Genomic DNA, 26,731 nt, shown 5'->3' with positions numbered 1-26,731 from the left:
GCCCGCCCCGCTCGGCAACAGAGTGGCGATCTTCCCTGCGGTGCAGGCCGGGTCCAGGAGCAGGTCCTTGAGAGCGATGGCGGCCTCGCAGGCGGGTTTGACCGTGATTCCAGCGGCCCGAGGTACATCACGGCGGTGACCGCAGCCACAGTCCCGCTCCGCAACTGGACTCCACAAGGCATGGACACCGCGCATAGGAACACTCAACGAACCTGATCACCACTCGGAGGAACTGACCACAGCTGACCAACACTCACCCCACCTGACCAAGAGCCAGCTCAGCGCGCAGCCCACGCCCTCATCTCCTCCGTCACCGAGCCGTTGCGACCGGGGCGTGAAGCGCTACCACCAGACACCAAACTGATCAACCCAGGCCAAACCGCGAACTACTGATCAGAAAAACTGCCCCTGGACAGCGCGCTCGCGGAACTTGGCGTCGACTGGGCGTAGTACAGCGAGTTCGGATGTCCAAGAGGCCGCCCGGTCGGCAGGGCGATCCGCATCTAGGGCCCGGGGACTGGCCTGCGGTTTCGTCGTGGTGCTGTGCGGCTGAGGGGCACAACCAGTGTCACATCCTGCATAGCTGCGGGACCGATCCCGGTGATCCTGCGGGCGCATCCGCAGGATCACCGGCGTCGGGTCAGCGAGACCACGAAGGCCGCTACCAAACCCAAGGCGGTGATAGCCCCGAAGACCGCCGTCACTGGTTCCCGCAGCGCCGGGCACTCGTGGACGACGAGCCCCACGACGGCGCAGACCGTCAGCGCCAGCACGACGCCGATCGCGGCCAGCGCCGCCGGCACCCACGCACCCGGGGACGGCGCCGGCTCCGGCACGGAAGCAGGGACGACAGGCGCAGGAGGCGGGACAGCCGCGGCGGCGGGTGCCGGGGCAGGAGCCGGCGCGGCCGGAGCAGGGTCTGGCTGTGGTGCGGTCATGTTCGGGTTCCCCTCGTAATGGCTACGGTCCCTACGTTCACCTTGAGGACCGACAGAATCGCCAGCCGCCCCGGTGTGGAGCGGGCCGGAGCAGAACACGCTCCGGTCGGTTGCGTCCCGGGGTGAATTCCGGGACGCCGGGCAGCACAGTGCGACGCGGTGGGGATAGCCACGCAAGCGGCTGTCGCACCGCGCTGGAACGACTGCCTCATCCCTCATGAGGGAGTCGGTAACGCAGTCGGGCTCGCCCCGGCACGCGTCGGTGCCGCTGGAGCTTTACGTCAAGGGGTGGTGGACGCGACGGACTTCTTCTTCGGCTGCGGCTTGCGCGGCACCGTGATAAGGGCGCGCCGGTACTCGTGGGCGATGGTGAAGCCGAGGGGGGCGAACGGAGCCTTCTTCTTGAAGGCCCGCTTCTGGACAAGCCCGAGATCGACGAGCTGCTTCAGGCCGCGTGCATGGGTGTCGGGGGACCAGCCGTACCACTCGGGAGCCCTGTCCGCGGGGAGGGCCACCCAGTGCTTCTCGCGGGCGACGACCAGGAACAGGGCCAGGCCGGGCAGGTTCAGCTTCTCGGCACGGCCCTGCGTCCAGAACGTGGTCGGGATCTGCAGGAAGCGGTTCTCCTCGTGGTCGCCCACGGGACGGTCGTAGGGCTTCCCGGTGCCGTCCTCGCGCAGCAGAGTCACCGTGATCATGGTCCCGCTGCGGCTGCACTCGATCAAGTTGCGCGCCTCCAGCCGGCGCAGGGCCCGCCAGGCGCCTGTACGCGCAGACTGGCTGAGAGCGGTCTCGTGGATGTCCATCAGTCGCGCCCACACCGCGCTGTCGTGCGTGGTCGACCAACCGTTGTCCCCGTTGCTGCATGCGGCCACAATGATCAGGTAGGCCCTGAGGCCCCGCAGGTCCCGGCCGGTCACGAAGTCCTTCAGGGGGCCGTGCCGGCTGACAGATCCCTTGTTCGCCTGGACGAAGGTCTTGCGCAGCGGCACGTTGGACCGGATCGAGCGGGTCAGAACGGCCGTACGGGTGTCCCGTCCGGTCGCCACGTCGCCCTGCATGCGCTGCTCGGCGGTCGTCGTCTTCTTCATGCCCCAGAAGGTAGCCGTGCGAGCCATCAACTCCCAAACGATCCAGCCGCGTTGGAGCCGATGGATCAGCTGTTGATCACGGACGTACCAGCGGGTGTATGTAGGGGACAATTGTGAGATCCAGTGACAGGTCAGGTGAGAGACCTGGATGAGAGGTCAACTGGAATGACTAACTTCTAGGGTTTCGGAACGTCTCAGCGCCGGGCTCTGTACGCCTGGACGTCACCCTCCGGCACGACAGCGAACCCGGCCGACCACCTCACCACCCCGGCCGCCGCACAGCGGCCAGGGTGGTGCGCGGCACTCACCGGTGAGCCGGGGCGAGTGCGTGGTGAGTAGCCGCCCTGCCCGATGAGTGCGAACTCACCACTCACCACGCCTGGTCAACGGGCGGCCTGCGCCCCGGTCCTGAACCCTCGGCCTCTCCCAAGGCTATCGCGTGGAAAGATGTGTCCGCGTCGTTGACCGGCTTGCCCGTGGGGTCTGACCTGCATAGACGGACCGATCGAGAAAATCGGGGTTCCCACCTCCGGTCACACCCGCGGTGCAACCCCGGGTGCACCCGTGCAGCCCACGGTCCAGGCAACCGTGGGTGCACCCCCCAACGGCCCTTCAAGCACCGCCCGGCCGGGGCCAGCGCCGGGCTTGCCCACGCGGGGGAGGGCTTGCCTGGCCCGGAGCAAGGCTTGCCCGGTCATCGGACGACGATCGGGACGATGCAGGCCGCGAGCAGACCCGCGCCCCCAGGACGAAGTGGATCGGCGTGACGAGCGCAGGATGACGATTCGCCAGGTAGCCCAGGAAGAGAACGACGAGGACCAGGAGCAGCACGACGAACAGAGCGAGCGCGGACACAGCGGTGTCCTCTCGGGTCAGTGTGCCAGGCCGGCACACGAGCGAGCGGATCGTCAGGGGTGCGCACCCCTTGCGTCTCGAACAGCACCGCGGACAGCACGACGTCGCCTGACGCGGCGTCGTGGGGGGAGCAATGTGGAACGGCTTGGGCTTAGCACGTCAACTGCTGCTCAACATGGACATGAAGAAGCGCCCCATTCAATGCCTGACCTGGCCTTTTACGAGTCGGGCAAGCCTTGAATGGGGCGCTGAACACAAGCATGAGCAAGCCCCGCAAGGGCCGCCGTCTGACGAAGTTATGAAGTGGTAGACGCTAAATGTGACGCTCCGTGGCGTACATCACATCGCTGTACGGGCGTTGCGCGGCGGCCTGCGGGCGCCTCCCAGCTCCCAGATGAACGCGTCCACCAGGCAAAACGGCCCCGAGGCCCGGCCCACCTCCGGCTGGCCGGCTAAACCGCTGCCTCACACGACTACGGGGACTCCCTTACGGGAGGCGCCGTAGTCGTTTTCCCCGGGGACTCCGGCGGGAACATCGGTGGTGCATCACATCACGCTGCGCGCTGTTCCTCTTGCTCGCGCAGAGGTGTCACCGAGGCGATTTCCTTCTCCTGGGCCTGCCGGGCCATTTCCTGGTGGGCCTTAACCCACTTGCTCAGGCTCTTCGACCGTGACGGGTCATCCCGCAGGGCTCGGACGGCGGCGGCGAGCCACAGTTCAAGTTCCGTCTCTCCCCGTACGTAGCAGGCCCGCAGGAAGGCGAGGGCCTGCTGGGGATCCACGGGCAGTGCATCCCCGGCGATGATGCGGCGCGTGGTGGTCTTGGGGAGTGCGCCGGGCCCGGCCGTCAACTCCATCTCGCCGGGGGTCGGGTAGCCGGCCCACACATGCTGGTGGCGCAGTGCGCGGAGGAACCCCGCAGTGTCCGAGAGCAGGGTGGGGTCGGGTGCCTTGCGGACGTAGTACGGCGCTCGGGTTGCCCGGCGTGCCCTGACCCACAGCTCGTGGCCGCGGGTCAGGAACACCTCAGGTCCGAAGACGTCCTTCTCGGTGAGGGTCACGGCGATGAACTGCTCGACGGTGTCCCAGGACGGCACCGTCGAGCCGGAGGCGGCGCGCTCGAAGGTGGCCTTCGAGAGCCGGCCGCCCTGGACCTCGGACATCTGGCTGTAGGTCAGACCGGCCGCACGCCTGCGTTCGCGGAGGTACTCCGCGAGCTTCGCGCGTGCGGGAACGGTCTGGTCCACGTTGTTCTCGGGACGTCCCACGGCGGCCGCCTCAGTGGCCCGAGCTGAAGTACGCGCGGACGAGCCGGCCTACCCGGCCGCCGCTGCGGCCTCCAGTCACGGCCAGGAGGACGACCCCGGCTCCGATGCCACCGGCGCCCCCCAGGAGCAGCAGGACGTCCTGGACGGTCATCGCGTCCGGGGCGAGGAACGCGGCAGTGACGATGGACGCGATGATCACCAGCGCGTGCGGCATGGCGAACCGGCCGCTCATCGTGGTGGTGGTGTCGGACGACGCCGACTCCATGGTCGCGGTGCTCGCCGCGACGATGGGCTTCTTGCCCATGACTGGGTCTCCCTAACTAACGGCCGGCGACCGTGAGATCGCCGGACGGTGCTACTTGGCTCCAACCGGTAAGCCCGTGTTATGCGGTCTGAGGGAGTTGGCGCTCCCTGCGCACAGACGGACTGCTGGGGCAAGCTTCTCAGCCCGTAGAGGGCCCCCGAGTGTCGGTCAACCACTTGTCTCACCAACGCGTCAATGCCAACCTAATGAACTACCCAGTGTGCTAGGTAGGCGATGTGACGGGCCGGTAGGCAATGACGAGACCACGACGCGCCTAGACAATGCAGGTCAGAGCGCCGCGCGATGCCTACCACGGAAGAATGACAACTCTTAATGCACCCAAAAGCGACGTCCGGAAGCGGTAGGCGCAGGCCACAGGGCCTGGCAGTGCAGGCCGCGGAGCCCTGTAGGACAGGACGCGGTGCTTGCACTTGCCCTACCACGCAGTACCGTCGGCCGCGATCCGGCGCCATGGGCTGACCTGCGTTGATTCAATTTCGCGCCCGCTCGTTCCGGCATGATCACTGCTCGGCAGGCACACTCATCTCCAAGAGGCGCGCGTCTCCAGAGAGGCCGCCCTTGCCCTGATTGCTACTGGCTCCAACTGGCGCACCAGGGACAACGGGCCAGATGTTGGCGCATCTGCCCGCGTGAAGCCGATCGCCATGCCCATTTTTTCCCGGGCAGGCATCGGCTTCACCTGCACCGGCAGCCGCCCCACGGCGGCCGCAGTCCAAGGCCATCTCCTCCGCGCGCTCGGGGCGGGACGGTGGGCACCTTTGCGGCCTGCGGGAAGAGACTGACCGCGTGCGGCGGCTGGTGGGTCACCAGCACCGGGTCCGAAGGTCCACGGCTCCATAGGGGCTCGCGAGCCCCTATGTGGCGATCTGACGGACGAACACGGCCACCCTGGGTAGGGAGGCCCGGAGCGACTTACAGGCGCTCAAAAGCGCGACAGGGGCAGCTTACGCATCGTCTCGCCGTCGCCCAGGCCAGCGGTGAGGATCACCTCCTGGACCCCGCCCTCGACGCTTGAGGTCGTCCCCACGGACTCCAGCCGGAGCACCGAGACGAAGTCGCCGTCCAGGACTCGGCGTGGACCACCACGGGGGTTTCGTCGGTGAACCGCAGCTCGTGTGAACCGGGCGCCGGTCCTCGTGCCCCTGGTCCCCGGCCATGTTCTGCTGCTGTCGAACTCTCCATCACACTCACTCCCCCGTCACCTCGGGCAGGCGCGAACGTCCCCACCGGTATCTGGGGGGGAATTCCGAGAGTTGGAATATCTGAGTCCACCATCTGAATGGGATACGAGCCCGTATGCCGCGTCCTTTCAGACGAATCAGCAAGGCGTTTGATCTTGGGGGCGGGCTACGTCAGCTGCGTAGGCGGCCCAGTCTCCTGCCGCGATCTGCTGCCAGATGACGACGACGTCGACCTGGATCCCGAGCATACGGGCCAGGAACCCTGCCGGGAGCCCGGCCGCCAGGGTGAACAAGGCAGTTGAACGGTTCGGGCGGGGGCGCAGTCCCATTCTCTTCAGCCGCTCGTCGAGGCCGGCGAAGTCGATGTGTTCGCCGGGACGGCGTCCGGGGACAGCATGACGCGGCCCTTCTGAACCATCCACCCGATGGATCCCACGGATTTGCCCGCTCCACCAAGCGTCTGGGGGCGCTTGGAGAGCTCCCGGCTCCGGCGGGGTTAGAGCCCCTGGCCGCTGCCGCCGCTCGAATGTCAGGCGGCGCTGAACTGGTGGGCGGGTCCGCCGCGCCACTCCACCCACTGCGGGTCGTCCAGGATGGCCTCGGTGTCGGCGACGCCGGTGCCCTCGAGGAACACGACCAGGTCGTGGTCGCTGTAAGCGATGCCGAGGATCTCGTCCCGGCCGCTGCTGTGCACGGATGCGTCGCTGGCCGGACGGTGAGTTCCTGGACATCGCGCTGAGCGCGGTGCGCACCGAGGAAGGCGAGGGCTACCTCGAGCGCCCCGAAGTGTTCATGGAGCACCACCGCGCCCGCCTGGAAGAGCCGATGCGCGCGGGCAACAGGCTCGCCTCGCACGGCCGGTACGCGCTGATCGGGCAGCCCGAGACCCTGGTCATTCTGGAGAGGAGATTCTGCTAGACGACCTCGAGTTCGCGTGGGGACCGGGAATCCGCCTCAGCCGGTGAGCAGCGGGAACAAGCGGCGAGACCCGGCAGGATCGCCCACCTGGCCCCGCCACCTCCCGTACGAGCGACTGGTCGTAGGGCGTCACCGAGGCCAACGGACTGGTGGCTGGCGGCAGGTGGTTCATCGGTTATGAATCGTCTTCTTTGTCTTGACTCAGATGGTTCATGGCGAAGGAGATCTCTTCGGGGTGAGTAGTTGTCCGGGCCAGCGCCCAGGCGGTGCGTGCGTCCATGCCGGGTCCGTACGCCGCTGCCAGACGCCGGGCGCGCCGTGTGGTCAGTGGTGCCAGCAGCCACCGGCTCAGCGGAAACTTGATGCGCTGGTGTGCTGCGGAGGCGTCACGATGGGGGCTCACCTGTGCCTCCGGCAGTGCTGGTGTCCGGGAGAGGGCCAACAGCTTCCCTGAGTGGGCAGTGGGGTTCGGAGCACTGGGTGTGGTTGCAGGCCCGGAGGTTGGCCAGGGCGAAGCGCGCTTCGATCAGGGCGTGGTCGTCTTGGTCCGGGCTTCCGTACAGGAAGCGGGACATGGCGTCGAGGGGGGTGTGGGCGTTGCGGACGTCGGTGAGGATGCCGAAGGTGGCGGTGCGGTTCAGCCGGCCTTCGTGGGCGGCTCGGGCCCAGCCGAGGAGAACCTGGTGGGCGTAGTCGCGCACGTCTGGCTGTCGCAGGGTCTGCATCCAGCCGTTGATCAAGAAGTCCCGGATAGCCGGGGCCGCGTGTGCCGCGCTCACCAGGGTGTCCAGGACGTTGTGTGCGGGATCGGTGAGTGCTAGGAAAGCTCGAGGGCCGGCGAGATGAGTCGGGTATTTCTCGAACCAGGTCTCAACCGTTTCGACGACTCGTCGCAAACCGTCGGTACTCGCGGCCGCATGGGCTGTCAGGGCGGTCGCTGCGATGCCGGTTGCTTCATCGTCGATGGCCAGGATGTGGCGTAGCCGAACGAGCGCCATGTGCGGCCATCGCATGCCGTAGCGGCCACTGCAGGCCCAGGCAGCGACCTTCCGCCGATGCGCGTCGCCCTTTGCCGCCCAGTCCAGCAGTTGTTTGTGCGCGGCTCGCGCGAGTTCTTCGGTCTCCGCAGCTCGGGTGATGAGTGCGGTGACGGTGCGGAGGCGTTGTTCGTCGGGGGAGGTGGTGGTCCAGGTGTCGAGGATGGTGAAGAAGGGGGATTCCACCTCTGTGATGGACAGCTCCAGCAGCCGGGATCCGATCTGCTCAGCGCAGTCCTTGGCGACGCCGTCGGGGGCCGTGATACGGGCGAGCCACTCCCTGGTTTCCTTTCGTTCGTCGGCCCAGTGGTGCCAGTCCATACGGATGGCGGAGAGGGCGAGTCCTGGGCGGCTGTGAAAGGCAGCTGTGTCGTTGGCAGTGATGTCGACACCGACGTCAGCCAGTCGGCGCCGGGGGCTGCGGCCTTCCCGGTAGCGGCGTGCGAGTGCCTCGTCGCGGGAGCCGAACGCGGTGGCTGCCTTGATGCACAGTTCGAGGGGGGCGCCTTCGAGGTAGGCGGCGGCGAGCAGCATCATCCGGTCCTGGCCGCGGGTGCCCGTGCCGGTGAGCGTCTGCTCCAGGAAGTTGGTCCATAGCAGGACCTCCTCCCGGATGCGCCGCAGCTCCCTGGCTCCCTGCTCGTACTCCGGCGAAGAGGGTGGGTTTTCTCTGCGTTCGACAGCAAGGGCCAGTCGATCGGGGTCGATGTTGCGCAGGCGTCCGGCGATCGCGACAGCATCGAAGGGGCTGACACTGCGGGTGAGGAGGTCGGACAGGATGCCGACGGTCCGGTCGGGGGCGGCCTGGCGGAGCAGGCCGCGTGTCACAACACGCTGGGCATCCTGTTGCAGCCACCCCGCCTGCGCGTGGCTGCCGGCGTGAGCAAGGTGGTTGCGGGCGACCTGGACTGCGTCGGGGCGTACCGCTCCGATCTTGAAGCGGCTGTCTCCGCGCCAGTCCCGCTGGTTGCCGATGATGATCAGGCAACTGCCGCCGGCGTGGAGTTCTTCCGCCCAGGTCATGAGAGCGCGGGCGGCGTTCTCGGACATCAGGCGCGAGGCCGCATCGATCAGGTAGCCGTGCCCGGCGATCGGCTCGGGCAGGACTTCCCGTTCCGGGACTTCGTCGTCCTCCCAGTCGGCTGCGAGATCGTAGAGGTGGGGAGGCCCTGCGGGGGTGGAAAGGTGGGTGTGCAGGGCGCGGACTGCTGAGATACGCCGTCCCGTGCCGCGTTCTCCCACGATGACGGCGAGGCCGTGTGCAGCAAGGAGGTTCGCGGCCTGCTGCGGGGTGGGAGTGTGTGCCCAGAGCGGTTCCAGGGCTGCCTCCCGGTCGCCGCGCGGAATGGCAATGACCGGTAGTTTGGGTCGGTCCGTGATGTTGATGTTGCCTGTATTGGAACCGCCGACCTGGACGGTGGGGCCGGCGTTGCCGACGGCGGACTGCCCGAAAGGCGGCGGGCTGGTGCGAGGCTGGGGCAGGCCCTGCCCGTCCGGCGTGGTCACCTTCGCTCCGTGTTCAGACCGCCGGAGTTGTCCCTGCCGATCTGGATGACCGAGCCGGTGTTGTTCTGTGCGCTCTGGTTCACCCCACCCTGCTGCTCCTCCGGCTTGCGGCGCGCCAGGGCGGCGAGGTCGTCGGCTGCTTCGGGGAAGTCTTCCACCAGGGTCAGCAGCCGCCGGTTCCACCTCTCCCGCAGGGCCGCTTGATCCAGCGTGGCCGCCTGCACCTGGTCGGCGTCGAGCCGGGCGAGCTGGCGTTCTTCCTCCTCCTGGCCACCGCGCCGGAAGAGTCGCGCCGCCAGAGAGCGCATCGACGCCCAGCTCTCCTTGGTCATCTCCGCGACCAGTGCGGTTGCGGCCGCCCCCGCCATTCCCACCAGCTGTGCCTGTTCCAACACGGCCCTCGCCCCCATTCAAGATCTACCGAGTAACTAAACGATCACTCACTGCAATCAGGAACGGTCTCAGAGATGCCGGCGCAGAGAGACAGAGTTGGCGAGAATGACTGAAACCAGACGGCCGACGGCATCACGTTACTGACGACGACAAGTCAGCCGGTTCACCGGCACGTGGGTGCGGAACGGAGTGATCCGTCAGGCCGTCGTCCTCTTGTCCACGTTCTCGTCCGGCAGCACATCAAGTGGCATGTCATGCGCCTCGATCTCCGCGGATCGGGTACCGACGCCCGAACGCAATCCGGACTGGGCCGCCAATCGCTCCCAGGGAAGGGGGCGCTGGTGCACGCCCGGAATGAGGTCCTGCGTGCACGGGTGGACCTGGCCCAGTCCACAGCGGGGACGACGAACGATCCGCTGCTGAAGCCGGCCTCCTTCTACAACGCGCCCTCAACGGCTGAACCAAGATGCCCACCAGCGTTCCAGAAGGCGCAGGAGTACGTGCGGTGGGACAGGTAGTGGCGGCGGACAGCGGCACCTTCACCCGTTCGGGTGGGAGCAGCCGAGACCTTCGACCGTGCAACGCCGCGCCCCTGGCTTCGGCCACCCCATCCTGCCGATGCTGACCTTGCAAGGGGCTGTCGACCAGCACATGGCGCCAACATCGACACCGACTCCATCGCCGACAAGACCCGGCCACCCAGCCGGGTCTTGCCAGTTGCACCGTCGGCCGCGCGTGCCGACCGGTATAGGGCGGCCTGGCGAGCGGCCGCCGCCAAGTCTCAGGTGGCCCATGCCCGGTTCCGCACATGGCACACGCGGGTGCAGAGAAGCAGTCGGTGGGCAAGGCGGTCCGGTTCAGAATTCGGTGGGAAATTCATTGTAAGTGAACAGTGTGCAGTTCAACTGAGTCGATGTTGGCTGGTGGTCATGAACACCCTCTTGCCGCCGACGGATGCCCTCGCGGCGACCAGTCGAATCGAGGCGCGCTTCGTCGGCGCTGCCGGAGAACTCCAGCATTTGCCATGGCTGCACGTCGCGCAGGGGCTCGCGCTCGAAGAGCTGACGCCGGTGCGGATGTTCCCCGTACGTCGGGGGCGCCGTGTGGCACCTGGCTGGTGGTGGTCGGCAACCTCCGGACAGCTGGTGCACTACGGGTTCGGGGCGATGCGCACGCAAGTCATGCTGCTGGACCGTGATCCGGATGTGGTTTCTATGGCGTGCAGCCCGGTGGAGTTGGCATGGCTGGGGCACGGCGGCGAGACCGTTGTGCACACCCCGCATTTGATGGCCCGGCTCCGGGATGGAAGCGGTGTGCTGGTCGACTGCGCAGGACGCGACGGGGTCTCCAAGCGGCTGAAGGAACGAGCCTCAGAAGTGAGGGCAGTAGTGGAGGCGGCCGGGTGGCGCTATCGCATCGCCCTACCGCCGGAGCCGGTGGTTGCCGCCAATGTCCGGTGGCTGTCGGGGTACCGCCATCCCCGCAACGGCGGCAGCGGCCGGATGGCAGAGGTCGCGGCGTGCTTCGCCCGCCCGCAGCCGCTTGAGGAGGGTGTCTCGCGGCTCGGGGATCCGATTGCTGTATGGCCGGCTGTCTTCCACGCCCTATGGGGCGGGGTACTCAACACGAACCTGGAGCTTCCCCTGCACGAGCGGACGGTCGTAAGTGCCGCCGCCGAAAGGGTGGCAGCGTGAAACGCGGCATGCTCAGCGTCGGCGATCAGGTGCACTGGGACGAGCGCACATGGACTGTTGCGGTTCTGGAGGGAGTCCGGGGGCGGCTGGTCGATGACGCGGGCGCGGTCGCAGCTGTGTCACTGCCCCACCTGTTCGCCGACCCGCACTTCGAGGTCTGCGGCGCTCCCCGACCTCAGGTACCGCCGTTCGCACTGCTCGACGCGCTGCCTGATCCGGTGCGGGAGCAGGCGCTGAGCTGGGAGCGGCACGTGCGAGAGGTGGAAACGGGCATCCCTGACCCGGTGGGCGGGACGCCGAGGCCGCGGTACGACCCCGCGGTGCATACCTTGGCGCAGCGGGAGGCGGCCAAGGCCGAGGAACTGACCGCCAGCGGCCTGCCGACGAGCGTGGCTACCGTGCGGCGGATGCGGGTGCGTTACCGGGACCAGGGTGTGTGGGGGCTGGTTGACCAGCGCACCACCCGGCCCAGGTCTGCGGTAGGTCGGGCGGATCCGCGGGTGGTGGACGCGGTCGTGGCGGTGCTTGAGGAGCAGCGGGACAGGTCCACGGGTACGTTGACGCGTCTGCGCGACCAGGTGCGGTGGTTCTTGGAGGATCAGCATGGCCCGGGGGCGGTGGGGGTGCCGCCGCAGTCGACGTTCAACCGGCTGGTGCATGCGCTGGCCGATGGCCAGGGCATGTTGGGTACTGCGGCGCAGCGGCGCTGGCATGCGTCGCGGCCGACGCCTCCGTTCGTGCCGACGGTGGCGTTGCGTCCTGGCGAGATGGTGATGATGGACAGCACTCCATTGGATGTGGTGGCGGTGCTGGCGGACGGGGTGACGGGCCGGCCGGAGCTGACGCTGGCTGTGGACGTGGCGACGCGGAGCATCTGTGCTGCGGTGCTGCGGCCGCCGGGTACCAGCGCGGTGGATGCGGCGGTGCTGCTGGCGGAGATGGTGGCGCCGATGCGGATGCGTCCGGGCTGGGACGCGGCGCTAGCGCTGCAGCGGTCGGTGGTCCCCTACGAGCGGCTGCTGAGTCTGGACGAGCGGCTGAAGGGAGCCGCTGCCCGGCCTGTGATCGTGCCGGAAACGGTGATCGTGGACCAGGGACGGGTGTTCGTATCCTCCTCGTTCCTGGCAGCGTGCGGGAGCCTGGGGGTGTCTCTGCAGCCCGCGCCGCCGGCGAACGGTCCGGCGAAAGGCCACGTGGAGCGCACGTTCAAGTCGGTCAATCAGCAGTTCTGCCAGTACGTCGCGGGATACACCGGGTCCAATGCCACCGAGCGCGGCAAGGGCGTTGAGGACGAGGCCCGGTGGACGCTGCCGCAGTTGCAGGAACTGTTCGACGAATGGCTGGTAGCGGGGTGGCACGCGCGCAAGCACTCTTCGCTGCGGCATCCCCTCCTGCCTCATCTGGAACTGTCACCGATCCAGATGTGGGCAGCGCTGGTGGGCGTCACCGGATATGTGCCCGTGCCGCTGGCACCGGACAACCACATCGAGCTGCTGCCGGTGAGGTGGCAGGTCATCAACGATTACGGCATCCGCTTCGACTACCGCACCTACGATGGCAAGGCCCTCAACGGGCACCGGCGGCGCCGATCGGGCAGCTCTGCCAGGGGCGAGCGCTGGGAGGTCCACTACAACCCTTACGAACCGGCACGGATCTGGGTGCGGCTGCCGGACGGCTTCGTGGAGGTGCCGTGGATCCACACCACCCAGGTGAACATGCCGTTCACCGACTACACCTGGCGGCACATCCGCAAGACAGTAGCGCGCACCGCGGACCGCGACGAGCACGAACTCGCCCTGGCCCGGGCCCTGGACGCGCTACTCAGGCGCGCTGGCGCCGGAGAAGGCACACGCCGCGAGCGCACGGTGGCGGCGCGCGCCTCTGCCACTTCATCTGTCGCCGTCGGCGGTCCGACAGCCGGGACTGCAGAGGAGTCTTCGCCTCCTGCCTTCGTATCGGACGTCGGTGAGAGGAGACAGCTCGATCTCGACCCGGAGGAGCCGTACGACGACCTTGCCGGCTTCGACGAAGGCGAAGAGGGCGACGACGCGTCGTCCGGTGACGTGCGGCCCTACACATCCCGACTGCTGAACCCCTATGCGGAGGCCGACCAGTGGCTCTAGCAGAATTTACCCCGGATGTTGATGACGCCTTCGACCCGGTCAGCACCTGGGTGGGCTGGCAGCGCTACGTCGACAGCGCACCGGCCACAGCGGTGGCCGATGACTCAGGCTGGAGCCGGGAGCAGCGGCTGGACTACCACTCGCAGTTCGTCGTGGTGGCTACTCCCGCCATGGAGAGGGTGTCGATACAGCTGCAGCGGATGCTGCTGGTCAACCGCCGCCACCGCGGCACCGCGAGGCGCGGGCTGATCGTCTCCGGGCCTCCGAACACCGGCAAGACCACCACGCTCATGGAACTGGGGCGGATTTTCGAGCTGACGGACCGGCGCAAGCATCCGGGTGTTCAAGACCGGCTTCCGGTGGCCTTCGTTTCCGTACCGCCTGCGTCGACCCCGAAGATGCTGGTCACCGAATTCGCCCGGTTCCTGGGCCTGCCGGTCCTGCAGCGCATGAACCAGGCAGCGATCACCGACGCCGTATGCGCGACGCTGTGCGAGCTGCGCACCCAGCTCGTCCTGGTCGACGACATCCATCTGCTCGACACCCGCACCCGTTCCGGTGCGGAAACCTCGGATCAGATCAAGCACCTGGGCGAGCGGATCCCGGCCACCTTCGTCTACGCGGGCGTCGATGTGCATGACTCGCCACTGCTGATCGGGCCGCGTGGGCAGCAACTCGCGGGACGCTTCAAGCTGCTGCGCAACGACCCACTGCCCTACGGCACCGCCGCGCAGCGCGATGTCTGGCAGGAACTGGTCCGTGACCTGGAGGGCGCGCTTCGGCTGCGGAACCACCGCCCGGGGTCGCTCGCCAAACAGGCCGCCTACCTGCACCGCCGCACCGCAGGAGTGCTCGGCAGCTTGTCTCACCTGCTCCGAGAAGCCGCCGTGACGGCCATCATGGACGGGACCGAGAACATAACGAAGAGCCTGCTGGAGGATGTCGAGCTGGACATCCGCGCAGAGCAGCAGCTGCTCGCCCCCGTGCCAGCGCAGCGCCGCGCTACTGCCAAGCGCGCCGGGGACAAGCGTTGACCCGCCGCTCCAGCGGCGCCCGCGGTCTGGAACCGGATCGCCTTTGCCCGCGGGCGCCCGTTCACGGAAATCGGGAGCACCGTCCGTGACCGTACCGCCGGCACGCGGGCCGTCGTCCCTGCTATTCCCCTCCCTCCCGTGCGCGGCAAGCGTGCGGCCGCTGCCGCGTGAGACCACGCTGTCCTTTGTCGAGCGCCTGGCCAGCCGCTTTGGGGTCTCGGCTGCCGACGTGATCGCGGAGTTCTTCGCCTTCGGCAACAGAAAGTCCATGGACTCCCTCAAGCCCGACGGCGAGGTGTACTTCAACGCCGACGCCCGGGCTCGCTTCGCCGCCCTGTCGCGAGTGCCTCAAGAGCACCTGCACCGGGCCCTACCTGCTTGGACCCGGTTCGAACCTGAGGGCCGATACGACACCGGACCCGCAGTCACCTTCCACAGCGCCAGCTCCATCGAGCCCACCGGCGGCGCCTGCACACACTGCACCGCCGCCCGTACCGGCCGAACCGAGCCGGCGCACTTGTACATGGCGGCGCACCAGCGCCTCTGCGTTCGCCACCAGATGTGGCTGCCAGGCACGCAGGACGTACCGGATCAGAACTCCGGCCGCAACCAGCTGAGCCTGGCCCAACTGCCCGAGACCGTACAGGCCCGCGGCCGCCACACGGCACTGCTACGCCGCCGGGAGAATGCCGCAGACGCCTACCCGGTCGCGCAGGCCATCATCGCCACCTGGTGGGATGCCGCCCGGCCTCAGGAAACCGCCTGGGCGCAGCGGCTGGAAAGCCTCGCCCGCGCCAACCCCGCCGCCGAACTTTCGCCCCATGCTGCCCGGGACGCGGTCACTTACCCCGACACCGTCACCCTCGCAGGACTGCTGGCCAGCCCCTTCTGGCAGCACCAGGTCCTGGCCGACACCGGCAGGCACCGGCCGCACGTTCCCGCCGACACGCCATCCTTCATCCGCGAACTCGCCCTACGGCTACGACGGCCCTGGCTCGCCAGCGTGCTGGCCGACAGTGATTCCGGGCCGCTCACCGCGTGGCTCCAAGCATGCTGGCGCTCCCGCGCCGGTGAACGCGAGCGCACCGTGAGCATGTGGCGGGTCGCGCCCGCCTATCGCACCCCAGCCTCTGCCGGCAGCAATCCGGACCGGCCCTCCCGAACCGCAGGCACCGCGGACGAAGCAGAAGCCGACGCCAGCGGCAACACCGCACAGGGGTTCGCCCGCGGCCTCGCCCTCGCCCGGGCCTTCGCTGCCGAACACGGACACCTGTGCATTCCCTACCGGCACGAAAAGGACGGGTTCCAACTCGGCCTGTGGCTGTCCAACCAGCGCGCCACAGGCCCCCAGCTTCCCCCCGAGCACAGCCGGGCTCTGTCCGACCTCGACCCATGGTGGAATCCTCCGTGGAGCACGCTGTGGCAGCGCATCTACCTGCGCGCACGACGGCTGCTGGACTCAGGGACCAACATCAGACCCAAGCAGGGCTTCCCCGGCACCAGCGAGAATCTCGGCACCTGGCTATACCAGCAGTGCCAGAACTACGACAGCCTCCACCCCCAGCAGCGGAAACTGCTGACCCAGATCGGCATCACCGCCGAAACGGCCCGCCACGCACGGCCGCGTCGCCGCAACATCGCTGAAGCCCGTAACCAGGGACTGGACCACGCCCGCTCCTACTGGAAGCAGCACAAGCACCTGTGTGCCAGCGCAGCCGACACGCACGACGGCTTCCCCATCGGCCAATGGCTGTCCAACCTCCGCGTACGGGCCAGACGCGGCAAACTCGACCCCGCTGTCGCACTACAACTGGACGCAATGGATCCGTGGTGGGCGCCGCCCTGGTCCTCCGACTGGCAACGAACCTGCTACACATTGCGCGACCTCGTCGGCTCAGGTCACACCCTCGCTCCAGAAAACGCCTTCACCGCCTTTGACGACGAACTCGGCCAATGGCTGTACACCCAATGCGTGACCTATCCCGGCCTGGCCGTGAAACAGCGTCAGCAACTCGCGGCCGTCGGCCTGACCGAGCAGGCTGCCGCAACCGCCCGGCCCAACCCCGCCACCGACAGCCCGTCGCTGGAAACGGGACTCCACTACGCCCACTCCTACGCGGCACTCCACGGCGACCTCAACACATCGCCATCCGACCATCACCAAGGTTTCCCCATAGGCACCTGGCTGAGCCGCCAACGGCGACAGGCCAACCTCCACACCTCCAAGTTCACCTCTCCCTACCCAGCCGACCCGCTCCTGGCCGCCATCGACCCCTGGTGGAACCCACCGTGGAACGCGGACTGGCAGATCAACCACCGAGCCGCCCGCAAACTCGTCGAAGACGGCCTCGTCCTCCTCCCCGAGCAAGGATTCCCCAGCACCCCCGACTGGACTGGGCAATGGCTCTACACCCAATGCGTCGGCCACCCACACCTCCACCCCGGGCAACAGCACAAGCTGGCACAGCTCGGCATCACTGCCGCCGACGCCCGCACCGCACAGCCCCGCCGCGTCACCCAGCAAGTCTCATTCGACACCGGCCTGGACCACGCCCGCTCCTACACCGCCCAGCACGGACACCTCGCCGTACCCAGAAGCGAGAGCCACGACGGCTACCAGCTCGGATCATGGCTCGCCGACAAACGCAAACGAGCCACCGACGGCAGACTCCCCCGCAACCGCGCCGACGCGCTCAACGCCATTGACCCCTGGTGGAACCCGCCCTGGGGCCTGCCATGGCAAGCCGCTTACCACGCCGTCAAAGCCGAGAACCGCGGCCGCACCCTGAACGCGGCGGCAGGTTTCCCCGGCCTCCCCCCAGACGCCACCAGATGGCTGCTCACCCAATGCATCAACTACGACGACCTCCACCCAGACCAACGACAACTCCTCACCCATCTCGGCATCACCTCGAAGGACGCGCACGCCGCCCGGCCCCAGCAGGAAACGCGCAGGCGCCCTCGAGCCGGCGCCAGCCGCCCACGCCCCACCACCGTCTCGTCATCCATCGACGGCGGCCTGCCCTACGCCCGCTCCTACGCACACACCCATGACGGCCTCGGCACCGCCCACTACGACACCGAACACAACGGATTCCCCTTGGGCTGGTGGCTGTACGAGCAGCGCAAACGCGCCAACGCCCACGTACGCCGCACCGGCCAACCCTGGCCCCACGAACACGCACTCGCAGCACTCGACCCCTGGTGGAACCCACCCTGGAGAATCAGCTGGCAACACACCTACACCGCTCTCCGCTCCCCCCTCACCGAAGACCAGCACCCGTCAACAAGCCAACGACGCTGGCTCACCACACAGCAGACGAACTGGCACATACTCCACCCCGACCAACGCACGCTCCTGACCGCCATCAGCCTCAACCCCACGAACGAGCGCCTCTCAGCGACCCATCCAAAGTGAGCAGCAACCAAAAGACCTGAACACCCCAGCCACAAACAGCATGAAGCCCCAGGCCCAAGCCACCATTCCGCCTTCATGCCCGCAACCGGCCCTCAACACGCAACTCCCGCAGCGACAACCAGCTATCTGAACATCCCAGCTCAGATAGCTACTAAAAACACATGATCACTGGGCGCGGACAGCGTCGGCGTAGTTCGGGTACGTGGCTGATGACACCGACTGTGCGGTCGTGGGCGCGCAGGGAGTCCAGGACGTCGAGAACGTGGTGGAGGGTGTCCTCGTCGAGGGTGCCGAAGCCTTCGTCAATGAAGAGGGTGTCGAGGGCCTGTCCGCCTGATTCGGCGGTGACGACGTCGGCCAGGCCCAGGGCCAGGGAGAGGGATGCGAAGAAGGATTCGCCGCCGGAGAGGGTGTCGGTGTCGCGGTCTTTTCCGGTCCATGCGTCGGTGATCTTCAGGCCGAGGCCGGAGCGGGCGCCGTGGGAGGCCCGGTCGTCGGAGTGGACGAGGGTGTAGCGGTGTTCTGACATGCGGGTAAGGCGGGTGTTGGCGGCCGCGACGACTTCTTCGAGGCGCGCGGCCAGGACGTAGGCCTCGAGCTGCATGCGGAGCTTGTTGCTGGGCGAGGTGCCGTTGATCAGGCCGTGGAGGTGGTCGACGGTGTGGTAGGTGTCTTCGAGGGGGTCGAGGCGCTGGATGTGGGTGGTGAGCTGGGTGAGGAGGTCGGCGAGGGCACGGGTGCGTGCGGCGGCGTGTGCGGCTTTGGTGGCCGCGTGGGTGTGGTGGGTGGTGGCGGCTTCGAGTTGTGCGGTGGCTTCCTCAAGGTCGGCGGGCGGCTGGGCTGCGGCTGAGGCGAGGGCGGGTTCCTGGAGGCGGGCGGTGGCGGCTGCACGCTGTTCGCGCCACTGGTTGATTTCTTCTTCCAGGGTGTGGATTGCGTCGTCGGACAGTAGTGCTTGTGCCGCGGTGTCGAGGGAGTCGAATCCTGCCGTGCGGGCGGCTTCTTCTGCTTGTTCGGTCGTCTGCTGGTGTTCCTTGGCCGTGCGGGCGGTGGCGCTGGCCCGCTCGGCTGCGGTGGTGAGGCGGTCGGCTGCCTGGGTGAGTTGCGTGATGCGCTGGGTGAGGGTGGGGGCATCAGCTCGGGCGGTGGCGAGTCTTTGGTCGAGGTCCTGGGTTTGGATGGCGAGGCGGTCGTAGCCGGCGTCGGCGGCGGCCAGACGGGTGGCAGCTTCGGTGCGGGCGCTGTCGGTCTGGGCGTGCTGTCGTTCCAGGGCGTCGAGTTCCTCGGTGGCTGGGCCGGTGTCGGCGGCGGCGTCGAGGGTTGCTGTCAGGTGTTGTTGGAGCGTGGTGTGGTCGGCGGTGAGGTCGGTCAGGGGGGTGTCTCCGCCTGCCTCGCCTCGGGCGGTGGCGGCCTGTTCGGTGAGTTGTTGCAGTTTGTCCTGGTGGGTTTGCTGTTTGTCCTGGGCCTGGGTGTGGCGGGTTTCGGCGGCCTGTTCGTCGGCGGCCGTGGGCTGGTCGGGGTGAGGTGCTGCGGGGTTGGGGTGAGTGGGTGAGCCGCAGACCGCGCAGGGTTCGCCTTCGGTGAGCTGGAGGGCGAGTTCGGCGGCCATGCCGTCGGTGCGCCTGCGCCGGATGTCGATGTGTTCCTGGGCGGCTCTCTTCGTCGCGGCCTGTGCGGTGAGGAGGGCCTGCTCTGCTTTGCTGATCTGCTTGGCGTAGGTGTCACGGCGTTTCGCTGCGTCCAGGCGGCCAGCGAGCAGGGCCAGAGCGGTGGCGTGTTCGCGGCTGGTTTCCTCCGCGGTGCGGGCAGCTTCAAGGCGTGCGAGAAGGTCTCTACGGCGCTGCGGTACGTCGTTGAGCCAGGCTTCGGCGTCGCGCAGGTCCTGGGCCAGTTCCTGGCGTTCGTCATCCAGTTTCTGCAGATCTGTCTCGTACTGCTGAAGGGTGACCTCGTCGGGCAGCAGCGCGCGCAGTGCGCCGATGTCGGCGCGCAGATGCTGTCCGGCATCGGTGAGCTCGGCGGGGCTGAGTGTGGTGTGCTCGTTGTTCAGGAGTGTGCGGGCCTCCTGTTCATCTTCCTGCGCACAGGTGTGCTGGGCTGCGGTGGTGGTGGCAGCGTGCAGGAGCGGGGCCACCTTCTGTCCTTGCAGGGCACGTTGCCGTTGCTGATTGAGTTCGGCCTGCCGGTCTGCCTGTTCCTCCAGCGTCTCGAGCTGGTGGCGCGCTGCGCGGTGTGCTTCCTGGTTGGCGGCGAGGTCGCGTACGGCGCGTTCTCTGTTCCGGAAGGCTGCCAGTTCCTTCTCCGCGAGGCCGGCGGCTGTGACTGCGTCGTGCTCACGGGTGGTGGCCTTGGTGTGCAGGGCGGTTGCCCAGGCTAGGGCGGGACCGGTGAGGGTGGCGGGGTCGGAGGCGAGAGGTGCGCCCTGTTCGGGTTCGAGGTCGTCGCCGGCTTCCTGCTGGGTGCGTTCGGCCAGGCGCAGGACGCCCGCGCGTGCTTCGTCTCGCTGTTTGGCGACGGTGTTCTTGCGGCCTGCCAGCCAGTTCTCGATGGATCCGAAGCGGTGGGTGTGGAAGAGCTTGCCGAGCATGTCTTTGCGGTCGGAGGCTCCTGCGCGTAGGAATTTGGTGAACTCGTTCTGCGGCAGGAGGACGACCTGGCAGAACTGCTGCCGGCTCATGCCCAGCAGTTCCTTGATCTCGTCCGCGGCTTCCCGGTGGGACTTGCTCAGTGCTTCCCAGCGGCCCTGTCCGAAGGGGTCCAGGGCCCATTCGGACAGGTAGGTCTCGGCCTTCTGCGGGGTGGTGCCCTCCCCGCGGACTTTCGGTTTCAGCTGGGCGGGGATACGCCGGATCCGTAGGCGTTTTCCGGCGAGGGTGGCCTCGAGTGTCACCTCGGTCAGGAGGTCCGGGGCGGCGTGGTCGCTGCGCAGCTGCAGGTTGCGGTCGACGGGGGGCTCTCCGTAGAGGGCGACGCAGATCGCGGCGAAGAGGGTGCTCTTGCCGGCGCCGGTGTCGCCGTGCAGGAGGAAGAGTCCGTCGCCGGACAGGGTGTCGAAGTCAACGGTGTGGGTGCTGGCGAAGGGGCCGAAGGCCTGCAGGTGCAGGGTGTGCAGGCGCATTTAGACGGTTTCCTTCTCCTGGGCGCTGACGCGGGAGTTGTCGATCGCTTCCTGGAGGAGGCTGCGTTCGTCGTCGGTGGGCTGGGTGCCCCGCACGGTGGTGATGAAGTCGTGGGTGATGTCGAGGTCGCCGCGGCCGCGTAGCCGCTCGCTGTAGGTGGGGCTGGTGGTGGCCTGGGCGGGGATGGCGGTGGGGATGTGCTCGAGCTGCAGGGTGTGGGGGAAGCGCTGTTTGAGGCGGGCCATGGGTTCGTAGGGGCGGGCGGTGTCGGTGAGCGTGACGTGCAGCCAGGACTTGGTCAGGGTCTCGTGGGCCGGGTCGGTCAGCAGGTCTTCCAGGCGGCCCGTCAGGCGGGCCAGCGGCGGCGGCAGGTCTGCGGGTAGTGCGGTTCGGGTGACGGTGGGCGCAGCGCCTGCGGGCAGGTCGATCAGGGTCAGGGACTTGCGGTGCCCGGTTTCGGAGAAGGAGTAGGCCAGCGGGGAGCCGCTGTAGTGGATGCGGTCGCTGATCTGCTGGGCGCCGTGGAGGTGGCCCAGTGCGACGTAGTCGATGCCGTCGAAGACACTTGCGGCGGCGTGGTCGACACCGCCGACGCTGATGTCGCGTTCGCTGGTGCAGCTGGTCGCGCCGGTGATGAAGGCGTGGGCCAGGACGACGGAGCGGGTGCCGGCGGGGCGGGTGGCCAGGTCGGCGCGGATCCGGTCCAGAGCTGAGGTGAGGACGGCTTGGTGGGAGGCGGCTTCGGCTTCGAGGTGCGTGCGGACCAGGGTGGGCTCGAGGTAGGGCACTCCGTAGATGGCGACGGGGCCGTCGGTATCTTCCAGCAGGATGGGGGTGGCGACATCGGCCGGGTCGGTTCGCAGGTGCACGCCGGCCCGGGCGAGCAGGCCGGAACCGACACCGAGGCGGTGTGCGGAGTCGTGGTTCCCGCTGATCATGACGGTGGGTATGCCCAGGTCCGCGAGCCGGTGCAGGCCCTGACTGAACAGGCGCACCGCGTCCAGGCTGGGGATGGCACGGTCGTAGATGTCACCTGCGACGAGCAGTGCGTCCACCTGCTCGGTGCGGGCGGTGTCGCAGATGTAGTCGAGGACCTTGTGCTGGGCATCGATCAGGTCTTCCCCGTGGAACCGGCGGCCCAGATGCCAGTCCGAAGTGTGCAGAAACCTCATACGAAGTGACCGTAGCCAGGCTGTCTCTGGCGTGGGTGGGTTTTCAGATAAACATCGCTGTTTATGAGGAGATAGATGTAGATGAGAGGAAGGTTTCTGCCGACCGGTACAGCCGGGGGCAAGGCTGACGAGCTTCGTCACAAAGCGTGATTGTCAGTGCCGGCAGGGAAGATAAGGGGGTAGGAAGGAGGAGAGATGCCCTCTCAGAAGTCTGCTCGTGCTGGCTGTTTTCCCGCGCCGGGCGGGTGCAGGTGGTGCGGGATCGATGCTCGCTCCCATGCCCGTCAATGGGTGGAACCGGTGGGCTGGCATGTCTGGGAATCACCGACCGATGAACAGCGCAAGGAGCGTATGCGGGCGCGCCGTGCCCAGCGGCCGATGCCAGGTCAGTGAGCGAGTTCCTGCAGTTGGGCGAAGATGTCCCGCAACTGCTGGGGGACGTCCTCGGCAGTAGTGAGAGTGGTGACCAGACCGTTGAGCATGGCGGGTTTTCCATTGGGGCTGGTCTCGCCTGCCTCCTCCTTGATCATGTCGAGGATTCGGGCGCTGAACTTCTTGGTGCCGCGGTGGGCGGCGAAGTCGTCGGCGTTCCAGGTCAGTGGGGCGGGCCGGGGCCATCGGATGTTGGCAGCAGTGGCCCAACGCTCGTCGGTAAAGAGTTCTTCCAGCTCGTTGAAGCCCAGGCCTTCTCCGACGTAGGCCACCTGCTTTTCCAGGTCGAGGCCTGTTTTGCGGAGTCTTTCGTCTTTGAACAGCTTGTTCGTGCGGCTGTCCGCGTCGATCATGAGCATGACCGAACGCTTGCGCTCGACGAGGTAGCGGGCCAGGTGCAGGGCGCCCTCGTTGTTCTCACAGGCCCACAAGGCGATACCGGCCGCTTGCAGGGACAGGTTCTGGGAAAGGCGGAACAGCAGGGGGATGCACTGCTGCTCGGTTTCACCCTCCACGGCGAGGAAGCAGCGCTCGTGGAGCAGGACGGAGTTGCGCAGTCCCAACGCTGCGGCGATCTGCCCGAGGTGGAAGTCGATGCCGTCGTGGCAATCGTCGACGAGGCGCTCGACGACGGTGCGGCCATGGTCATTGAGCTTGAGGTGAATGACGTCGGCGATGTCAACGCCGTCGATGAGGTTCATGGAATGCGTGGCGACCATGACGCTGACATGTGGCAGGGCGCACTGTTTACGGATGATGTCCATGACCGTGCGCTGGTGCCGGTAGTCGAGGTGGGTGTCGGGCTCGTCATAGACGACGATCGTCTGGGCCGGCTCCTCGCCGTCCAGGTCGCCCGCGGCGGCCAGTTCAGCCTCTTCCAGGAGATTACTGGTCCACTCCCATACCGCGAGGGCGATGCGGCGAGTGCTTCCCTGGCCGGAGCGAGTCAGGTCGACGGGTTCGCCGTCGGCCCGGGAGACCTCCAGTGGTGCCCTCTTGAAACCGCTCCTGAAGGAGACTTCAGGCCTAACCTGGACGCCGACGAACTCGTCGCAGTGCCGGCGAATGTGCTGGCACAGCGAGTCGGCTTCCTTCTCCAGACGCTGGGTGATCTCCGCTTCGATCTGTCGCACCTGCCCCTGGAGGGCCTCGTCCTCGAGATGGGTTTCGTAGCAGTTGTTCAATGCGGTGCGCACTGCTTCGTCGGGGCTCTCGTCCTTGCCACCGAACATGAGCAGGCGGGGCAGGCGTGCCTCGAGCTGCTTGGGCAGCGGCTGCCACTGTTCGACCTGAGGTGCGCTGCGGGCGTGAGCCGCCACGGCGGCGAGCAGGTCTTCCTTGAGAGTGCCGGCCGGAGAGAGCCCGAACTCCGCGACGAGGTCGGCGAGCGGCTGCTTAAGCAGCCGGTTCAGTCCGTGCAGCCGGCTGTCGGCCGGCTGCTGGCCGTAATACTCCCAGCAGGCTGCTTCTCCTGCTCGTGCGATGCGTCGGATCCTGATCTGGCCGGGAAGGTCCGCGAGAGCGCGTTCTGCCTCATCCAAGATGAAGGTGCCCTCAACCCAGGTCTCCTCGCAGCGGCGGCCAGCGGACCCGTCGCCCTGCAGGTAGGTGCGGTCCTCGTCTGTCAGACGGTGAACGCCCAGGAGGAAGGACAGTGCCGTCAGGACAGCGCTCTTTCCACCGTCGTTACGTCCGGCAAGGATGGTCGGGGAGCTGACAGGAATATCAGCAACCTGGGTCAGCGAGCGGAATCCGGAGGCGGAGAAGCTGTCGAGATGCACGTGAAAACTGCTCCGTATCTCCCCCGCCCCGACCGGACAGGGGTGTGGCGTGCGGGTGTCCGCATGCTGATGAGGCATCTGCGCCACAAGCGCAGGCCGTCATATTAAGCGGTGCCGGACAACTGCCCTGCCGTTTCAGCCAGTCAGACCGGCGGGTAGCGACCAGCCTCAGTTCAGGGACTGCTCTGATCTCGCTTCACTCAGCCGGGTCTTGTGTCTCGCGCGAGCGCGTGCCGAGCCAGACCCCGCGTATCCCCCAGAAGCCACCAATCGGCCTTGCCCTCCTGGACAAAGTGCTGTCGGGAGCCCAGCTAGTGTCGATGAGGCGCAGCGGTTCGCCGCCGGCCACCGCCCGGTCAGCCGCGAGCAGCTGCTGGCCGAAGCCGGGGAACTGCGCCGGGAGAGGGTCGTGGACGGCGTAGTCCTGGAGTTCGCCCCGGGCTGACAGAGAGGGTCCTGGCCGCCGAAGGCAAGGAACGCGCCCGCATCCGCAGCGAGAGGGCATCCGTTGGGGGCGACCGCTGAAAGCCGCTTGATCAGTCGCAGACAACGACCTGAGCCGACTCGCTCACGCAGAGCCCCGCAAGGACGATTTCGAGTCTCTTCGGAGCCTCGTCTCTGTCCGCCCGGTCCTCAATCTCCAAGTCGAGGTGGTATTGCCCCTGCGCCTGTGATCTCACCGTCGTCCTCGCAGGCGGGGAGCGGCAGCGGGTACCGGGGGCGCCGCGCCCAGGCGACGGGGTTGTGGCACAGGCGGGCCGCCATGAACCGAGGGCGCTTTTGATCGTGTCTTCCTTCGACCCGAAGACCGCAGTCCATTTCTCCAGCGAGGCAGCGGCCATCGGCCGGCCCGCCGCAGCACGAGGCCCGCCTGTGCCGTTCAGAAACTCATCGCTGCTGGTCAAGCCGCGTATCTGTACTCGTTGATGACGCCGCCCAGTACTCGGGTGCGGAGGAGTCGGTGCGCGGTCAAGTCGGTCGAGGGCGCCGGGTGCTCCTGGGCGAGGGGAGGAAGTTGCCCTCGGGCCTGGTGGGGGCGATGGCCGTTGTAGTGGAAGGCGTAGATGTCGAGCACGCGTCGAGCGTGGGCTTCGTTCAGGATCAGCAGGTGATCAAGGGCCTCGCGCCGGAGTGTCCCGATGACCCTTTCGCAGTGCGCGTTCATCCGTGGGGCCCGCGGCGCCGTCTTCAGGGTCTCGATGCCCTCGGACGCGAAGACCGCGTCGAAGGACTCGGTGTACTTGCGGTCCCGGTCGCGGACCAAGAAGCGCAGCGACTCCAAGCGCAGGCCCAGGTCGAGGGCGAGGCTGCGGGCTTGCTGGACCGTCCACTGCGCGGTCGGATGCGCGGTCACACCAGCGATGTGCAGGCGGCGCGTGCCGTGCTCGAGGAAGACCAGCGCGTAGACCCGGCGCAGATCCACCAGGTCGATGTGCAGGAGGTCGCAGGCGATGACGCCGTCGGCCTGCGCCGTCAGGAACTCTCGCCACGTCGGCCCACCTCTACGGGGAGCAGGGCCTACTCCGGCAACAGTCAAGATCTCCCAGATCGTGGAGGCTCCGACCCGATGCCCGAGCCGCGCGAGCTCGCCTTGGATCCGGCGACACCCCCAACGCGGATTCTCTGCGGCCAGCCGCAGCACCAGCTCTTTGATCGCCTTCGTGGTCGGTGGCCGGCCGGGCCTGCTCCGGCGCTTGCTGTAGTCCCACCGCCGCGCCACGAGCCTTCGATGCCACGCCAGCACGGTGCCCGGAGTCACCGGGAACACCTGCGCCCAACGACGCCGGGGTATCAACGAGGACAACGCCGCGAACCACAGCCGGTCCGCCGGCTCGTAGCGCACCGGACCTGCAAGTTGCCTGCGCAGCACCGCGTTCTCGTGCCGCAGGACAAGAAGTTCGGCGTCCTTGGCCACCTGCCGACGCAGCAACAGAATGCAGCACTGCTGCTATCACGCTGTCGCCCTTCCCCATGCGGACGGCTTTCCCGTCCTCGGAGTACTACGGCGACTCCGCCACGATCTGGCGTCATCAGCGGGCGTCGCGCCTGCCCGCCGCCCGGCCGGCTGCCGGGCGGGAAGGGCGATGCCAGATCGCTTCCCACGTTCACTGAGGATCTCTGTGACGGCGTCGGTGCCCAGCTATATCCCGGCGGCATCGCCACGGACCGCAGATCGCAGTATTGGTCCGGGCCTCCCGGCGTCCATGGGCTCAAGACGACGAGAGAGGAGAGTCCATCGGCTATGGCCCTCTCCAGCACCGCAAAGCGGCCCATCCACCAGAGTTGGCAGGCCGCTGACGACTCACGGGACGTCAACCACTGGTTCAGTTTCCTTACACCCATTCCGTCTTCGCTAGTGCCGGATCAGGCAACGTTTGCCCTGTCCACGACGGCGCGTAGGTGCCGGTTGTCGGCATTGCGGTTTCGCCAGATGATGTAGCGGCGG

18 protein-coding genes and 1 pseudogene are annotated in these 26,731 nt (G+C 67.5%); 5 read left to right on the top strand and 14 right to left on the bottom strand.

Features of this window, described 5'->3' with window-relative positions:
* Positions 1–15: 15 nt before the first annotated feature.
* The 7 genes and pseudogenes from ACIPEK_RS35205 to ACIPEK_RS35175 all read right to left on the bottom strand — a co-directional run.
* Positions 16–149 (bottom strand): annotated as a pseudogene (locus tag ACIPEK_RS35205) (fic family toxin-antitoxin system, toxin component); the annotation flags it as partial.
* Positions 150–626: 477 nt separating this feature from the next.
* Entirely contained in the window at positions 627–836 is a 210-nt protein-coding gene (locus ACIPEK_RS35200; protein ID WP_402004732.1) for a hypothetical protein, read from the bottom strand.
* Between the two features lie 383 nt (positions 837–1,219).
* On the bottom strand, positions 1,220–2,029 hold the full coding sequence (locus tag ACIPEK_RS35195) for a hypothetical protein (protein ID WP_402004729.1): 810 nt from the start codon (positions 2,027–2,029) through the stop codon (positions 1,220–1,222).
* A gap of 1,406 nt (positions 2,030–3,435) precedes the next feature.
* A complete protein-coding gene (locus ACIPEK_RS35190) occupies positions 3,436–4,152 on the bottom strand; it encodes a helix-turn-helix domain-containing protein (protein ID WP_402004726.1) in 717 nt (238 codons plus the stop codon).
* Between the two features lie 10 nt (positions 4,153–4,162).
* Positions 4,163–4,456 carry a hypothetical protein gene (locus ACIPEK_RS35185; protein WP_402004723.1) on the bottom strand — a complete coding sequence of 98 codons (294 nt, stop codon included), beginning with the start codon at positions 4,454–4,456 and terminating at the stop codon, positions 4,163–4,165.
* A gap of 1,339 nt (positions 4,457–5,795) precedes the next feature.
* Positions 5,796–6,080 carry a hypothetical protein gene (locus ACIPEK_RS35180; RefSeq protein WP_402004720.1) on the bottom strand — a complete coding sequence of 95 codons (285 nt, stop codon included), beginning with the start codon at positions 6,078–6,080 and terminating at the stop codon, positions 5,796–5,798.
* Positions 6,081–6,187: 107 nt separating this feature from the next.
* A complete protein-coding gene (locus ACIPEK_RS35175) occupies positions 6,188–6,352 on the bottom strand; it encodes a hypothetical protein (RefSeq protein ID WP_402004717.1) in 165 nt (54 codons plus the stop codon).
* Positions 6,353–6,354: 2 nt separating this feature from the next.
* Here ACIPEK_RS35175 and ACIPEK_RS35170 point away from each other — a divergent pair, with 2 nt between their 5' ends.
* Complete coding sequence (locus ACIPEK_RS35170; RefSeq protein WP_402004714.1) at positions 6,355–6,576, top strand: hypothetical protein; 222 nt, start codon at positions 6,355–6,357, stop codon at positions 6,574–6,576.
* Positions 6,577–6,751: 175 nt separating this feature from the next.
* Here ACIPEK_RS35170 and ACIPEK_RS35165 read toward each other — a convergent pair whose 3' ends face one another.
* From ACIPEK_RS35165 to ACIPEK_RS35155, 3 genes are read right to left on the bottom strand one after another with little or no spacing between them, the layout of a single operon-like run.
* Complete coding sequence (locus ACIPEK_RS35165; RefSeq protein WP_402004711.1) at positions 6,752–6,979, bottom strand: hypothetical protein; 228 nt, start codon at positions 6,977–6,979, stop codon at positions 6,752–6,754.
* A complete protein-coding gene (locus ACIPEK_RS35160) occupies positions 6,963–9,119 on the bottom strand; it encodes a hypothetical protein (protein ID WP_402004709.1) in 2,157 nt (718 codons plus the stop codon). The genes ACIPEK_RS35165 and ACIPEK_RS35160 overlap by 17 nt, the downstream gene beginning before the upstream one ends.
* A complete protein-coding gene (locus tag ACIPEK_RS35155; RefSeq protein WP_402004706.1) occupies positions 9,116–9,514 on the bottom strand; it encodes a hypothetical protein in 399 nt (132 codons plus the stop codon). The genes ACIPEK_RS35160 and ACIPEK_RS35155 overlap by 4 nt, the downstream gene beginning before the upstream one ends.
* A gap of 927 nt (positions 9,515–10,441) precedes the next feature.
* On the opposite strand from ACIPEK_RS35155, the gene ACIPEK_RS35150 reads away from it, so the two are divergent.
* The 4 genes from ACIPEK_RS35150 to ACIPEK_RS35135 all read left to right on the top strand — a co-directional run bounded on the left by ACIPEK_RS35150 (position 10,442) and on the right by ACIPEK_RS35135 (position 17,781).
* Positions 10,442–11,206: a TnsA-like heteromeric transposase endonuclease subunit gene (locus tag ACIPEK_RS35150; RefSeq protein WP_402004703.1), complete on the top strand. Its 765-nt coding sequence runs from the start codon at positions 10,442–10,444 to the stop codon at positions 11,204–11,206.
* Between the two features lie 8 nt (positions 11,207–11,214).
* A complete protein-coding gene (locus tag ACIPEK_RS35145) occupies positions 11,215–13,329 on the top strand; it encodes a transposase (RefSeq protein ID WP_402004796.1) in 2,115 nt (704 codons plus the stop codon).
* Positions 13,320–14,363 carry a TniB family NTP-binding protein gene (locus ACIPEK_RS35140; RefSeq protein ID WP_388928548.1) on the top strand — a complete coding sequence of 348 codons (1,044 nt, stop codon included), beginning with the start codon at positions 13,320–13,322 and terminating at the stop codon, positions 14,361–14,363. Before ACIPEK_RS35145 ends, ACIPEK_RS35140 begins: the two co-directional genes overlap by 10 nt.
* 85 nt (positions 14,364–14,448) lie before the next feature.
* Positions 14,449–17,781: a Helicase associated domain protein gene (locus ACIPEK_RS35135; RefSeq protein WP_402004700.1), complete on the top strand. Its 3,333-nt coding sequence runs from the start codon at positions 14,449–14,451 to the stop codon at positions 17,779–17,781.
* Positions 17,782–17,932: 151 nt separating this feature from the next.
* On the opposite strand, the gene ACIPEK_RS35130 is transcribed toward ACIPEK_RS35135, so the two are convergent.
* The 4 genes from ACIPEK_RS35130 to ACIPEK_RS35115 form a co-directional block, all read right to left on the bottom strand.
* Positions 17,933–20,899 (bottom strand): AAA family ATPase, encoded by a 2,967-nt coding sequence (locus ACIPEK_RS35130; protein ID WP_402004697.1) that lies wholly within the window; start codon positions 20,897–20,899, stop codon positions 17,933–17,935.
* A complete protein-coding gene (locus ACIPEK_RS35125) occupies positions 20,900–22,072 on the bottom strand; it encodes an exonuclease SbcCD subunit D (protein WP_402004694.1) in 1,173 nt (390 codons plus the stop codon).
* Between the two features lie 386 nt (positions 22,073–22,458).
* A complete protein-coding gene (locus ACIPEK_RS35120) occupies positions 22,459–24,285 on the bottom strand; it encodes an ATP-dependent nuclease (protein ID WP_402004691.1) in 1,827 nt (608 codons plus the stop codon).
* A gap of 901 nt (positions 24,286–25,186) precedes the next feature.
* Positions 25,187–26,200, bottom strand: coding sequence for an integrase core domain-containing protein (locus ACIPEK_RS35115; protein WP_402004688.1), 1,014 nt, complete (start codon positions 26,198–26,200; stop codon positions 25,187–25,189).
* Between the last annotated feature and the right edge of the window lie 531 nt (positions 26,201–26,731).

The organism is Streptomyces sp. NPDC088246 (genome assembly GCF_044741025.1).
Lineage (GTDB): Bacteria > Actinomycetota > Actinomycetes > Streptomycetales > Streptomycetaceae > Streptomyces.
The sequence above is the reverse complement of the archived record's forward strand: the minus strand, read 5'-3'. Positions and strand labels throughout refer to the sequence as shown.